This window comes from Nocardia sp. NPDC046763, from assembly GCF_040645495.1.
Classification (GTDB): Bacteria; Actinomycetota; Actinomycetes; order Mycobacteriales; family Mycobacteriaceae; genus Nocardia.
The window spans coordinates 31,980-45,270 of record NZ_JBEYYI010000018.1; the positions used below are offsets into that span (position 1 = coordinate 31,980).

At 65.1% G+C, this 13,291-nt stretch carries 17 protein-coding genes and 1 pseudogene; 5 read left to right on the top strand and 13 right to left on the bottom strand.

All coding sequences use genetic code 11. The features are described from left to right. Positions 1 to 30 precede the first annotated feature (30 nt). The 4 genes from ABZ909_RS26855 to ABZ909_RS26870 form a co-directional block, all read right to left on the bottom strand. A complete protein-coding gene (locus ABZ909_RS26855; protein WP_357004498.1) occupies positions 31 to 354 on the bottom strand; it encodes a helix-turn-helix transcriptional regulator in 324 nt (107 codons plus the stop codon). Further along, positions 351 to 1,427, bottom strand: a complete 1,077-nt coding sequence (locus ABZ909_RS26860; protein ID WP_357004501.1) for a site-specific integrase — start codon at positions 1,425 to 1,427, stop codon at positions 351 to 353. Before ABZ909_RS26860 ends, ABZ909_RS26855 begins: the two co-directional genes overlap by 4 nt. Positions 1,428 to 1,809: 382 nt before the next feature. Continuing rightward, positions 1,810 to 2,556, bottom strand: a complete 747-nt coding sequence (locus ABZ909_RS26865) for an SDR family oxidoreductase (protein ID WP_357004503.1) — start codon at positions 2,554 to 2,556, stop codon at positions 1,810 to 1,812. Next, positions 2,549 to 3,565 carry an NAD(P)-dependent alcohol dehydrogenase gene (locus ABZ909_RS26870; RefSeq protein ID WP_357004506.1) on the bottom strand — a complete coding sequence of 339 codons (1,017 nt, stop codon included), beginning with the start codon at positions 3,563 to 3,565 and terminating at the stop codon, positions 2,549 to 2,551. Before ABZ909_RS26870 ends, ABZ909_RS26865 begins: the two co-directional genes overlap by 8 nt. Before the next feature lie 86 nt (positions 3,566 to 3,651). Here ABZ909_RS26870 and ABZ909_RS26875 point away from each other — a divergent pair, with 86 nt between their 5' ends. The 4 genes and pseudogenes from ABZ909_RS26875 (at position 3,652) to ABZ909_RS26890 (ending at position 5,185) form a co-directional block, all read left to right on the top strand. After that, positions 3,652 to 4,158: a helix-turn-helix transcriptional regulator gene (locus tag ABZ909_RS26875; RefSeq protein WP_357004509.1), complete on the top strand. Its 507-nt coding sequence runs from the start codon at positions 3,652 to 3,654 to the stop codon at positions 4,156 to 4,158. A 477-nt stretch (positions 4,159 to 4,635) separates the two neighbouring features. Then, a pseudogene (locus ABZ909_RS26880) lies at positions 4,636 to 4,746 on the top strand (SDR family NAD(P)-dependent oxidoreductase); the annotation flags it as partial. A gap of 73 nt (positions 4,747 to 4,819) precedes the next feature. Next, positions 4,820 to 5,017, top strand: a complete 198-nt coding sequence (locus tag ABZ909_RS26885) for an SDR family oxidoreductase (RefSeq protein WP_357004512.1) — start codon at positions 4,820 to 4,822, stop codon at positions 5,015 to 5,017. A 33-nt stretch (positions 5,018 to 5,050) separates the two neighbouring features. Next, positions 5,051 to 5,185, top strand: coding sequence for a hypothetical protein (locus tag ABZ909_RS26890; RefSeq protein ID WP_357004514.1), 135 nt, complete (start codon positions 5,051 to 5,053; stop codon positions 5,183 to 5,185). 156 nt (positions 5,186 to 5,341) lie between these two features. On the opposite strand, the gene ABZ909_RS26895 is transcribed toward ABZ909_RS26890, so the two are convergent. From ABZ909_RS26895 to ABZ909_RS26915, 5 genes are all read right to left on the bottom strand, one after another. Beyond that, positions 5,342 to 5,521, bottom strand: a complete 180-nt coding sequence (locus ABZ909_RS26895; protein WP_357004516.1) for a hypothetical protein — start codon at positions 5,519 to 5,521, stop codon at positions 5,342 to 5,344. After that, on the bottom strand, positions 5,522 to 5,635 hold the full coding sequence (locus tag ABZ909_RS26900; RefSeq protein ID WP_357004775.1) for a Tn3 family transposase: 114 nt from the start codon (positions 5,633 to 5,635) through the stop codon (positions 5,522 to 5,524). A 246-nt stretch (positions 5,636 to 5,881) separates the two neighbouring features. Beyond that, on the bottom strand, positions 5,882 to 6,442 hold the full coding sequence (locus tag ABZ909_RS26905) for an SUKH-4 family immunity protein (protein ID WP_357004519.1): 561 nt from the start codon (positions 6,440 to 6,442) through the stop codon (positions 5,882 to 5,884). Between the two features lie 684 nt (positions 6,443 to 7,126). Beyond that, positions 7,127 to 7,804, bottom strand: coding sequence for a hypothetical protein (locus ABZ909_RS26910; RefSeq protein WP_357004522.1), 678 nt, complete (start codon positions 7,802 to 7,804; stop codon positions 7,127 to 7,129). Between the two features lie 307 nt (positions 7,805 to 8,111). Beyond that, entirely contained in the window at positions 8,112 to 8,876 is a 765-nt protein-coding gene (locus ABZ909_RS26915; RefSeq protein WP_357004524.1) for a class I SAM-dependent methyltransferase, read from the bottom strand. A 121-nt stretch (positions 8,877 to 8,997) separates the two neighbouring features. On the opposite strand from ABZ909_RS26915, the gene ABZ909_RS26920 reads away from it, so the two are divergent. Next, positions 8,998 to 9,690: a winged helix-turn-helix transcriptional regulator gene (locus tag ABZ909_RS26920; protein WP_357004526.1), complete on the top strand. Its 693-nt coding sequence runs from the start codon at positions 8,998 to 9,000 to the stop codon at positions 9,688 to 9,690. Positions 9,691 to 9,747: 57 nt separating this feature from the next. Here the strand turns inward: ABZ909_RS26920 and ABZ909_RS26925 are convergent, their stop codons facing one another. From ABZ909_RS26925 to ABZ909_RS26940, 4 genes are all read right to left on the bottom strand, one after another. Next, positions 9,748 to 10,095, bottom strand: coding sequence for a DoxX family protein (locus ABZ909_RS26925; protein WP_357004528.1), 348 nt, complete (start codon positions 10,093 to 10,095; stop codon positions 9,748 to 9,750). Positions 10,096 to 10,201: 106 nt separating this feature from the next. Beyond that, positions 10,202 to 10,978 (bottom strand): NAD(P)H-binding protein, encoded by a 777-nt coding sequence (locus ABZ909_RS26930; RefSeq protein WP_357004531.1) that lies wholly within the window; start codon positions 10,976 to 10,978, stop codon positions 10,202 to 10,204. Positions 10,979 to 11,075: 97 nt separating this feature from the next. Then, the gene (locus ABZ909_RS26935; RefSeq protein WP_357004534.1) at positions 11,076 to 11,366 is read right to left on the bottom strand and encodes a hypothetical protein; all 291 of its coding nucleotides are present in this window, start codon (positions 11,364 to 11,366) and stop codon (positions 11,076 to 11,078) included. 162 nt (positions 11,367 to 11,528) lie between these two features. Beyond that, complete coding sequence (locus tag ABZ909_RS26940) at positions 11,529 to 13,271, bottom strand: histidine kinase (RefSeq protein ID WP_357004537.1); 1,743 nt, start codon at positions 13,269 to 13,271, stop codon at positions 11,529 to 11,531. Between the last annotated feature and the right edge of the window lie 20 nt (positions 13,272 to 13,291).

The following is a 13,291-nucleotide window of genomic DNA, read 5'->3' on the forward strand; positions in this document are numbered from 1 at the left end:
CCGGCAGTGGGGTGGCGCAGTATTGGCAGGTCACCTCGGTGGCAGCGACCTGCCCCCACGTCCGCGCGGCACGACCGGTCGGGCTTGCCCGACCGCCATGGAGGTATCCTCGGTGGCCGGTCGGGGCGCGGCGACGGTTTCCGGTTCGAGGATCAGCAGCTCATCGACCCGGCAGCCGAGGACGGCGCAGAAGACGTCGAGCTCTTCGAGTTTGACCACGTTGGGGCTGCCCGACCACAAGCCCGACATCTTGCCGGTGCTGATGACCAGGCCGCGGTCGGCGAGCATCCGCTGGAACTCGCTGGCCTTCCAGATGCCCCGATTCGCTGCGGCCAAGCGCAGATTCCATTTCATTGGGCGAGTCCTTTCCATCGGTCGGCGACCCGACGCTGTCCGGTCACCCAGGCGTCTTCGACATGGGTGGCATGGACGTGGATATACCGGGCCGTTGTCCCGGTCCAGGCGTGACCGAGCAATTCCTGAACAGCGAACAGATTCATCCCGGCCAGATAGAGCTGGGAAGCGCAGAAATGCCGCAGCACATGCGGTGTCAGCTTCCCCGACCACGCCGGCAGATGCCGATCGACCGCGTCGGCCAGAGCTCGACGGAACACATCCGCGGTCGCCCGCCCGGCGCTGCCATCGGCGTTGTTGCGTTCGGATGGGAACAGCGGCACCCCGTGACCGGCCGCGTCGATGTCGAATTGGCCGAGCACATCTTCGATGAACCAGCGCAGACTCCGGTCAGCACCGTTGATCAGCGGCACCAGCCGGGGTTTCGGCCCCTTGCGGCGAGATCCTTTGCCGTGACGGACATTCAGTTTCCCGAACCTCCCCAACTCCCAGCGCACGTCGTCCAGATCGAGCATGCGGGCCTCGTTGATGCGCAGCCCCACGTCGGCGGTCAGCCGCGCCACCGCGTAGTTGCGGGCGGTCGGGGCGAACTTGCGGCAGGTCGCCAGCTCCTCACGCCACCCAGCGAACAGCACATCGATCTCCTCGACCGTCGGCGGGATCCGCAACTGCGGATCCACCGCGGCCTGGGGCCGGTTGATCTCATCAAGCGGGCATTCGACAACCCGGCCGGTGAGGTTATGCAGCTCGACCTTGTGGCGCAGCTCCAGAAAGTGGAAGAACACCGTCAACGCGGCCGCGCGGCCGGTGCGCGTCGCGGGCTTCGCCTCCCGCAGCACCTTGCCGAAATAGGTGTCGGCGTCCTCGGGCTGCATCTCCCACAACGGCCGCCCGAACCAATCCCGCATCAGCTCAAGGTGATTCACGTCGTTGCGGATGGTCGAGTCGACCAGCCCTGCCGATGCCCGAGCCAACACGAACCCCGACAGCACATCGGTCTCGAAATCAGCGATCTCATCCTCGGTCGCCGGAGCACGGAACTCGCGCAGGTCCCGCACGGCCGACAACACCAACCCACGCCTCCTCGATTTCACTCTCCGTGAAGAACCTTCGGCAGCGCCGCGGCGCCGCTCGGCCGATCCAGCATCGGTCCCCAGCTGCGCGCCACCCTCGTCGAGCAACAGTGGGCGAGCTTGTCCTCGACAAGGGGCGATTGGTGTTCTCGTTGGTGCCGCGTTGCCACGGGCTTCGAGGTTTGGTAGCGCTGCCGGACGGCATCAAAGCCCACCAGGTCGCCCCGCACCCGACGAAATATCTGCTCAGCCTCCCGACACCGACCTCGGTGTGGTCACTCTCGTGCACGATGTACATCCTCGCGTGCTGTCGATGGGTTCCCCATTTGAGTAGCACGCCCGACGGAGACGACGTCGGGGGAGTAGCCGCGGTTATGGCACGTTAGCGTTCACGGACTTGTTCGTGCGGGCTCGCGCCACGATGCCACAGCACCAGGTCGGTGGGGTGGGCGTCGGTGGATGTGCTGACCAATTGGTACACATGGCGGGCGACGGTATCCGGTTCGAGCAGTTCTTCGCGCCGGTACGGCTGGCCCTCGGCAGCGACGATGCGGCGTTGCATCTCGGTGTCGACACGCCCCGGATAGACCGAGGTCACCCGCAGCAGCGGCTCCTCCTGCCGCAATGCGTCGGCGAAGGCGCGCACGGCAAATTTGCTGGCGGAGTAGGCGCTCCACCCGGGTGTGACCCGCCGCCCGACAATAGAATTGATCAGCACGACATGCCCGCCGGCCGCGCGCAACCCCGGCAGCAGAAGCCTGGTCAGTTCCGCGACGGCGATCACGTTGGTCTCCATGACGCCGCGCCAGTCTTGCCCCGACAACTCGTCCACCCGTCCGCTCGCGGCGACACCGGCGCTGTGGATGAGAACATCCAGCCGGTCGAACCCCACGGTGGCAGCCATCAGAGCCGGGTGGTCTGCGAGGTCGACCGGCCATGGTTGTGCGTCGGGCAATTCCCGGACTATCGGCGCCACCGACGCTGCGGTGCGCCCGCCGAGGTGGAGGTTGTACGTCGGCGCGAGCCTGCGGGCGATGGCCGCACCGATCCCGCGGCTGGCCCCGGTGATCAGGGCACGCCGCTGCTCAGGGCCCTGGTCACCCGACACGTCGACGCGAACGTCATTCATGGGTGATGACGATCTTGCCGAACCCCTGACCCGACCGGCAGTATCGCAGCGCCTCGGGCACCTCGTCGAACCCGAACGCCCGATCGATCACCGGACGCAGGCGATGCGCCTCGACCGCGCGGTTGAGGGCGAGGAAATGGGCGCGACTCCCGGTGGCCACACAACGCACGATCGCGCCGGACTTGAACAGGCTCGCCGGCTCGATCGGTTGCGCCCCCGCCGCGCCGGAGACCCAGTATCCGACAAAGGCGATCTCTCCTCGCGCCGCGACCGCCTGCAACGACTGTCCGAGCGGACCGGTGGCGTCGACCACCCGATCGGCGCCGCGATCACCGGTCAGCGCACGAACCTCCTGCCACCACTGCGTGTTTCGCCGATAGTCGATCACCGCGTCCGCGCCCAGTGCGGTGAGCTTGTCGGCCTTCTCCGCACTCGAGGTGGTCACCACGACCCGCGCACCCGCCAGCTTGGCGAACTGTAGTGCGAAGGTCGACACCGCACCGGACCCGAGAGTCAGCACTGTCTCACCGCTGTGCAGCGGCCGGCCCTCCGTGAGTGCGTTCCACGCGGTCACCGCGGACAACGGCAACGCCGCCGCCTCCGGATACGACAGGTGCTCGGGAATCGGGACAACGCCGTCCTCGCCCAGCACCGCGTATTCGGTGAGCATGCCATCGAGCATGGTGCCCAGCTGTGCCGCGTTGTCCCGGCTGAACGGGCCGTCGATCCACCGGGGGAACACCGCCCCCGCCACCCGGTCGCCGACAGCGACCCGGTTGACCCGGCTACCCACCGCGACGACCTCGCCCGTGCCCTCACAGCCCAGGACAACTCCGGGCCGGACCGGCAGCGGGTAGTCGCCCGCGACAACCTGCAGGTCACGGTAGCCCACCGAGTTCGCCGCGACTCTGACTACAACCTGATCCGGACCCGGCGTCGGTTCATCATGTTCGCGCAGCACTACACCATCGATACCCGCGCCTGGCGCGGTCAGCTGATAGCTCTTCATGACCACGATCCTGGGAGGACCGGACGTGATCGACAATTCCCGCGAGGGAATAGCTGCGCGACTGACAGAACGGTATATCTGATCACATGGACCCCACGCTGGGCGACCTGCTGCGGCACAGCCGGAAGGTCCGGAACTGGAGCCAGCTGGACCTGGCGGAACGCGGCGGGACGACGCAACGCCACCTGAGCTTCATCGAGAGCGGCCGCTCGCAGCCGGGCCGCGCGCTCGTAATCCGACTGGCGGACGCCCTCGCCATGACGCTGCGCGAACGCATCCACACTTTCGCGCAGCGGCAACGGGTCCGCGGTCCGCGGCAGCACACCGGTCTCAGCACTCGATTCTCCGCAGACCTCAACGACTTTCGACGCGAACGAACGATGTTGCATTGTCAGCCAGGTTTGTACGGTGCTCGCGGGACCGGCTGCGTCGCAGCCGCGTCTGATATCGCCGCACGGGCTGGCATCGACGACGACGGGGGAGAGGCATTCATCCGCACCGGTCGGTGGCGTAGTGGCGATTGCGGCGGCCAGGCCGAGCGCGGTAGTTGTTGTTCCCGCGCCTCCGGACCAGCCCAGCACAAGAATCGATAGCATTGCCGCGTGCACTGTGATGCTGGTTCCGCCGCGGAGCCTAACTATGTCGGTGGGGGATCCGGGTGGGGCTGGTCGTTCGATTCGTTCGGCGGCGGTGCGGGTTTCGTCAATGATCATGCAGCGGGGATGGGGATGGGCGCGAATCTCGGCAGGATGCCGAGGGTGGTGTCGTCGACTGCGTGAATGACTTGCATTCGGTTCGGGTGGTCGGCGGCGTGGCCATTCTTGTGCCACACCCGCGCGACGAGCTGGCCGACGGTGCGCGTGGTCAGATACAGCAGATGCGCGGCCGGGTCGGTGGCTGCCTCGAGCCGTTCGGCGTGGGACCGAAGAATGGTCGTCAACCGTGCAGGTGATTTCGGTGAGAGCTCGACTTCGACGATGACAGCGGCATTGTTCGGCTGCCACAACAGGCCGTCGGCCTGATGCGACGACGTGCGCCAGCTTTTCGCCACACAGGCCGCAGTCGCAGCGATGACCGGCGCCGGCCGGATCGTCCTGACCTCTTCGATCAGCGCCCGGATCGCCGTCCACCACCACACCCTGTACGCGGCGAGCAAGGCCGCCGTGTCGGCGATGGCGCTCAACCTGGCACCCGAGCTGGCCGAACGCGGCATCGCCATCAACGCCGTCGCCCCTGGGGGGAACGGCCACCGACATGGCCGCCAAGGCAACAGACAGCTACATTCATCCGGCCCTGGCCGGTCTGGATCGCGCGGCGGTGCTCGAGTCGAAGAACGCACTGCGCCGCTGGGCCGAACCCCACGAGATAGCCGCAGTGGTGGCGTTCCTACTCTCACAGGACGCCTCCTACCTCACCGGCGCCACCCTCGACGCCGCTGGCGGATGGATCTGACGTCACCCTTCTACGGCTAAGCAGAACGGGCTGTTGATCGTGTCGACCCTCGCCGATGTCGGCCGTCTGCAGCAGGACCGGATTCTCGACCTCGATGACCAGATCACCGTCATCGCCGAGGCGATCGGCAGTCTGAAACTGCTTGGGAAGCAGGAGTTCTGCCACTGAACTACATCGGCACCGTTCCTGGTATCGCAGGCCACGACGCAGCACACCATGTCGGGGCAGGAACCACGCCTCGCTGGCCTTCACATGCTGCGGTAACTGCAGCACCTGACTGTCCTGCATTCGTGGCCAGGGATAAGCAGTGAGCGGCAACGAGATTTAGTCGTCACGGGCGTCCGAATCGCGCAGCGGCCGGTGACCGTCGCCGAAGTCGGGCAGGTGGAAGGCGTAGCGCCCGTCCAGGCCGATGTGCTCGCGCACGAACGGTGAGAGCCGGGCGGCGTCCCCGTCGCGGACGGGGTAGTCCTGGGTGCGCAGCGCGTCCAAGGCGCGGTCCATCTAGCGGGAATTCCACAGTACGACGCAGTTCAGCACGAGTCCGAGGGAGGAGAGTTGGTCTTCGATGCCGTCGTGGTAGGCGCGATAGATTTCGCCCTTGCGGCCGTGGAAGATTCGCGCCGCCGGAGAGACTGACGACGCGAAACAGTCACCACGTCTATCTCCCCGATTCGTAGAGAATCATGCCTGCCAGTTCTGCGACGAACTCCACAGGCGTCAGAGTGTTTGGCTGTCCGCTTCCACCGGATGAGGTAGAAGTACTGCTCGGCCCGGCACGTCATCGTCCTCGACGAATGATCCGAAGGTCCCGGTGTAGGAGCGGATTCAATCAGGTACTGGATCGGGGCGAGTCTCCGCGGTTCACATCATTGGATAGGATTCGAGAAAAGTCGTCCAGAACCTCGTCTCGGACTCGAAAGGTGTTGTGTCCCAACGGTTCATTCCTTCCTGGATGATCTCCTCGATTTCGGCCCAGTCGAAGGGTGTCGGGTCTTCGTCGGGGCCAGGTCGTTCGATCTCGACCTTGTACACCAGGTATGCCAGCGACGACAGGTCGCGGTGGATCAACTCGAATTCCACCTCCGCGTCCGGATCGGATACCCAGATAGTGCCGTCCGTGGGACGGACGTAGAGCAGGCTGTGGAACAACAGGCCCGGTGGCTGAAGTTCTCCTGCGGGTGTGTGCGTCGGCGTTGAGTCGATGTCGTCGATGAAGGCCAGATCGGGGTTGGTGGGATCGCGGTCGGCCACTTCGGCCGATATGCGAAACAGCCCGCGCGAGTATGGGATTCCGAATGTCACCGCGAACGCCACCGCATCTGGCGTCGTCCAGATTCGCTCCGCGAAGTCGGCCCGGAATCTGAGCATTTCACCCGGCGGCAGGCTCGTGCGAACCGCCCGCCAGTCCACTCCCACCAGCATTCGTCATCTCCTCCCATCGGATCGGTTCACCGGTGAACGGGGCCGCGCAGCCAGCCCTCGAACAGAGCACTGTCGGGTTGCTGCTCGGGTGGACCGACGCTGAGCGTACTCACGCAGCTTGGGGGAGAGAATGGGATGTGAACTCCATAACTCTCCTCTGTCGCGATTACTTGATCGCCTGAGTGACGGGACGCGATTCCGATGTGTGACATCGCCACGTCGAGCGGGAGATCATCGAGACCGACTCGGCGATCGTCGCCGGGCCGGATCGCGGTCGACTAACCGAGCGTCGAGACTCGTGCGCCGTGGTAGCAGTGCCGATCGAAGAAACGGAAGATCAGCCAATTGATGGGTCACGTATCACGTGGCACAGCTCATTTCGGAGTTTGACTCGGGCGCAGGCTCCCGCCCGCCAGGTGGATGCCGGTCCGCGCGGGGTCGATGTGAATGAGCGCGCGAGTCACGCCGGTGGTTCCGAAATACGGTTGATCGCCACCGGTCTGGCTGTAGCAGCGCAACGGAATCAGCGATCCATCAGCTGTGTCACTGCCGGATTCATGACGCCCCTTTCGGTATGTCAAAAATGCACGGTAACCGCGCCGACTTGCTATTCCCCAGGGTAGGAATGTATTTCGGGATTTGCGGTTGGGCATACGGCGCCACCTGACGGTAGGACCGCTGCCCTCAGGTGTGTTGTGTGTGTTCGATGTGGCGTCGCAGGCGGTCGTTGAATAGATCACCCAGCGTCTGCAGGGCGTGTTCTCGGCCGACCAGCTCGATATGCTCGCCACCGAGGTCGGCGGCCACGGTGGCGGCGACCGCGGTCAGTACCGGTGAATGCCCGCCGGAGTACACCTGGGTCGGAATGCCCCACTGGGCAATGGTTTCCAGCGGCAGGTGGGTGTCCCACGGTGGCCGGTACTCGCGCAGCCGTTCGATCGTGCCCCAATGTTCGGCGGTGAACCCCGTAGCGGTCGGTATTCCGGCCAATCTGCAGAGGCCGGCGGCGAATTGGGCCAGATCCTGGGGGCGTTCGTGCCGCCAGCGTCGGCACAGCGTCACGATCGCCGGATGTGCCAGCACACCGATACAGGTCGGTTCGATCAAGGTCAGGGATTGGATTCGGTGCGGTCTCCCGGCCGCGGCGACCACGCATCCGAGCGCGCCATAGCCCGAACCGACCAGGTGCACCGGTTCGGTCCCGATCAACCCGACCAGATCATCGGCATCGCGTAGATAATCGCCACCACGAAACAGCGAGCCACTACGGCGAACGGGACGTTCGACGACCTCGATCCGCATTCGATCGGCCAGCGGCCGCTGCGCGAACCAGCTCGGCCCCGCAGCTTGGACACCGTGCACGAGGATCACCCGTGGACCCGAGGCACCCCAATGGTGCATCTCGGGCGGTGCCGAGGCCGGCTGAACAGCACGAGGAAACACTCCGGCCCGACCGGCACCCGAACTCCCGACACTCGGCATCACGAACGAGCGAAGTGAACCTTGCGATGAGCGATCTGGATTCACGTCACACCGCCGGAGGATTCCCAGGGCCGATGATGGCAACGAATCGGGCCGCCAGTGCGGAGACCTGAAACCCGCCGCCATATCGGGCGCCGTTGCGTACGGAGAACAATCTGACTCCTTGATTCGAAACCTGTTGGTGTCGTTAGGGTTTGACGGCGTGTAGGACCTTCATTCCGCACGGGCCGTTATCTTCGTGGTGGACGTCGAGGCCGACCGCTTGGCATTGCTCGCTCAGCCACCGGTACGACAGCCGGAGTTTGGGGTAGCTGCCGGCCGTGAGGTACCAGTTGTCGCCGCGCCGAACGTGTAGCAAATCGTGGACCAGCACTGTGTCCTCGTCGACGTAGTCGAGGTAGCAGGTAAGAATCTGATCGGCAGTACTTCGGACAGGAATGAAGCGGTCCGAAACGGGCAGTGCGAGTGTCTGGTCGCGGTAGGTCACAACGAAGCTTCCGCCCGGTCGTAGTGCCTCTGCAACGTCTGCGATCAGTTCCACCACATCCGCGCGCGTGGGCAAATGCGGCAAAGTATCGCCCATGCACACCACAGCCGCGAGCGAACCGGCCGTGGCCAGATCCGGCAGAGCACCACGGAGATCCCGGCGGATGGGCTGGACAATCGACTCGCACCCGAGACGCTCGGCAGTCTCGGCCAGTTCATCGAGTAGTGCGGCACTGGTATCGATCGCGGTCACCGATGTGTAGCCGAGACGAGCCAGCGCCAGAGCCTGGGGACCGGGCCCGCAGCCGAGATCGACCGCGGTCGCGGTGTCGCCGGGACCCGCAGCCATCCCCAGGCTGCGGAGCAGTTCGACTTGGTTATCTGCGACCCTCTCGAGGTCCCCGCCGAGCATCCATGTGTAGTGCTCGGCGAGCAGGCGGTCGTAGTGGTCGTCTACTACGGTCATCGGCTGACACATCCTTCGCGAATTCGGTGGGGCAGCGCCAGTTTGCCGGTGCAATATTGTGATCCGGCGGTACAAGAATTGGACTGGGGTGCGCGTGCGACGAGGAATCGAATACTGCCCGGTGTCGGCCGGTGTCGAGGTGGTCGGTGATCGATGGACGCTGCTCTTGGTACGTGAGTTGCTGTTCGGGTCGCGGCGGTTCAACGACCTTCATCGCGGCATGCCCGGGATCAGCCGGACCCTGCTGTCAGGAAGGCTACGGCGACTGCAAGTCACCGGTCTCGTCGTTCGCACGCTCGACAGCGAGGGTCGGCCGGAGTACCAGCTCACACCTGCCGGGGCCGCACTGGAGCCATTGGTGTGGCAACTGGGTGACTGGGCACGTCGCTGGTATTTCGGCGATCCCAAAGAAGAGCAACTCGACAGCGCGTGGGTGCTTTGGCGGCTGCGGCAGTTCGTGCGCCAAGACCGCCTACCTGCCCGGCGGGTGGTTGTCGAGTTCGTTCTCCGTAGCGCGGTTGACGAACATGCGTGGCTCGTGCTCGCGCCCGGCGAGACCAGCGCGTGCGATCGACACCCCGGATATGACGTCGACATCTGGGTGAATGCCGATCTGGCCGAGTTGCACCGATTGGTGGCCGGGACTTCGATCCTCGACGCTGCCATTCACGCCGGTCGGGTGAACGTCGACGGGGAACCGACACTCGTGGCGGGCTTTTCCGACTGGTTCGCCTGGCGTGCACCCACGATGTCGCACGATGCCGATCAACTGGAGGGCGAAATAGCGGTCCCACCCACCGCCGACAGCGAATAATGTTATCTACCAGTCTATTTCGTCAGACTATGGCCGCCGCTGGACCGGCGGCCGTGCTCACTTCGCGAGTTGCAGTGCCAGGGCCGCGGCCACCGGGACGATGTAGAGCACAGGGAAGATGGTCGTCTTGTAGGAGTGCGCACGGATGGTGGTGGCGACCGCTCCCAGGAAGTAGAGGATGACACCCACGGCTGCGGCGATGCCGATGGCGGGGATGAAGAATCCCACGATCAATCCCAGCGCGCCAAGGGATTTGGCGGTGGCAAGCCAGTTCCACCACGACCTCGGAACCCCGTAGTCTTTGAGCGGATCGACGACGAACTGTTTCTGTGCGAACAAGGAGTAGCCGGAGAAACCGACCCACAGGGCCGCGACGGTTCCGACGATGTGGTAGGCGATGTTCATGAGAATTCCATTTCTGTAGAAGTCGGAGTTGCTACGCGAGGCTCGCCGATCGGGTCCCATAGCGATCGGGAGCAGTGGCGAGCCGGGCATCCCCTGGGGAGTGGTGTCAGGCGGTGCGGGACGGGTATGCGGCGGAGGCCCATTCGGCGAAGGTGGGACCTGCGAGACGTGCGTGCGGGCTGGGTAGCAGGCCACCGTCCTCGTTCAGCGGCGTATCCGGGTTGTCCGGGTCGCTGATCTCCTCGATGCGGATGTCGAGTCCGAGACGATCGGCGATCAGGGCGGCGGCCTCGGCGAGGCGTTCCTCGCGAGGTCCTGCCACCTCGGGGAAGGGCAGGGCCGCTGTGGCATTCGGGTCGAAGGCCAGGCGGACCAGTTCTTCGGCCACGGTGCGGGCTGCGACCAGTTGAGTGCGCATGCGCGGGAGGTAGGCGACGTCACCGCGGATGCTCCACCGCAGCAGCAGTTCGACGAATTCGTCGAACTGGGCGGCCCGCAGGATGGCAACGGGCACCGGACCTGCCAACACCTCCTGCTCGTGCATTAGCTTGGCGAGGTTGTATCCCGCTGCGGCAGCGTGGATTCCGATGATGGAGACCACAACCAGGCGCTGGACGCCAGCAGTATGCGCGGTGGCATGCAGATTGCGTGCTGAGGCGGTGAAGAATTCGGTGGCCTCGGTCTGGTCCGGCGACGGCGTGCTGGCGGCGTCGATGACGATATCGACACCGGTCAAAGCCTGTGCCAGGCCCTCTCCGGTGACAACATCCACACCCTGGGTCCGGGACATTTCGACGACCTCATGACCCTGTTCACGCAGTACCTCGACAACGTGGCTGCCCAATCGGCCGGTGGCGCCGACGACGGCGACTCGTGTGCTCATGGCTTGCTACCTCTTTCGCGCTTTCTCGTTCGGATTCGATGGGATGACGACACACACCCCTCGCGTGTGACGTGCGTTGCCCACCTGGTCGTGGGGTCTATCGCTCGTCGACGATTTCGCCGGTTTGGGCCGTGGCGTCGGTGGTGAGCGCCATGGTGGCTGCCACCAACGGGAAGCCCTGTGACGCGCCGATGGCGGCGAGCATCTGCTCGGCGGAGTCCCAGCACCAGGTGTCGGAGTAGCTGCCGTCCTCCAGCCGGGTCAGCCGCGTCTCGGTCAAACCGGGGTTGGCTCTGCGGATTCCGTCGATCAAAGTGGCTCGCTGAGCGAGCAAGGCCTCGAGCTGATCCTCGGCGACACGGTAGTGGTGAATCCTGACCACAGGCATGGTGAATATCCCTCGTTGAATGGCGGTACCCGGTGGCACGGGTCTCGCGGTGTTGTATTCGACAGGAAAGAGCCTGTCAGGCAACGCCATTCGCAGGTAGTGCCGACGGCACCCATCGGATGTGCGTAATGCAGCCTGTCCGGGTGTGCAAAATGCACATTCTCAACAGGGAACGCGGGCTTTCAGCAGGAAATCACCGCGCGAAACTTCGGCGGTGAAAGAGCCGCCCGCTCCGAGCACGCGGGCTCGCATATTGTCGATGCCTTGTCCCCCGGGCCTACTCGCGCGCCGTGCACCGTCATTGCGAATATCGAGGTGGAGATGGTCTTTTCGGCGACGGCATTCGATACGGACTCGGGTGGCGGCACTGTGACGCAGCACGTTGGTGATCGCCTCGCGCAGCACCGGGGCCAGGACCGCACCGGCCTGGTCGGGGAGTTCGTCGTCGTAGCCGAGCTCGACGATCGCGACGGTGTCGGCGAGGGTTTTTCTGGCCGAGTCCAGTTCACGGCCCAGCGATTTCGCCGCGTCCGCGTCCACCAGTGCGTGCGCTTCCGACTGGGCGTCTGCGGCTATCCGCGAGGCCTCGTCGATCTCTCGCGCTGCCCGCTCCGGGTCGCGGGTGATCAGCCCGGTGATCAGATCCGCTTTGAGTGCGAGCACCGACAGTGTCAAACCGAGCAGATCATGGATATCGCGAGCCAGGCGGAGCCGCTCGATATGCAGTGTGCTGCGCACCAGTTCGGCACGGGAGCGGTTCAGCTGCTGCGATAGTTGCCAGAACCGCGCTAGACCGAACAGGGCCAGCATCGCTTGCAGGGCCAGCAGCAGCCACAGGGACGGATCGATGGGTGCGACTCCCGGTTTGGTGTAGGTGGCTCGCAGTGCGAACAACGCGATCACCACCGCTACCGCCCAGGGCCCGCGCAGTGTCAGTAACACTGCCGTCGCCAGGAGGATCAGCCATGCCGACCAGTAGGCGCCGAACCACGGCAGGGGAAGCAGCGTGATCACGGCCTGCGCCGTCAGCAGGGGCAGGGCGTAACGAGGCGTATACAGCCCGGCCAGGAACAAACAGGAAAGCAGCGTTCCGCCGATCGCGATCGACAGGCGGTGATCGGTCATCTCCATGGCCTGATTGGCTGTCCAGCCGAACAGGCCGACCACTATCGCGAGGATCGTCAGCCGCGGAACCAACCGTGCGATCGGCGCCCCGTCCACTGGCTGTACATCGAGATCGCGCTGGGCGGTGGCGATTTCGCGGACGGCCCGGATCGTCCGGCGGGTTGCGGACGCTGCCTGGTCGGCCGCCGTGCGTGCCTGGTCGGGTCGCGTGGTCAGTTCTCGGCGGGCGTCGGCCAGAAGGTCTCGCACTGTAGCCACCTGGTCGCCCAGTGCAGCGCGCAATCGGTCGGCGATCAGTAAGCGCTCCTGCACCAGGGTCGCCTGGGCCAGCTCCGAGCGGGTGTCCGAGAGCCGATCGAGGAGCTCGGGCAGCCGCAGCAGGCTGTACAGGACCAAACCGGACGCGGCCGTACCCAGTGCGACGTACACCGGTCCCGGCCATACCGGCTGCCACGCACCGTGCACAACACCGGAAATGACAACGATCAGAACGAAGACCACCCAGCGCCATCGCCTGCGCGTAGCGAACAAGGCGGTAGCGGCAAGCAAGTAATCCGTGCTGACGGCACCGCCGATCACCAGGATCGGCAGCCAAGTCGCCGCGATCTGCATCGCAAGGACCTGAGCGCGCGCTGCCGGATACCGCTGCGCTACAACGAGCAGCCCCGCTTGCATCGCACCGCACACGGCCGCCGCCACGGCATCGTGTGCGAGCACCGAGAGCAGCAGGACAACGAGGAGGAGATATCCGGTGGATCTCGGTAGCAGCTGCGTGGACACCCGGTCATTTCATACCGACC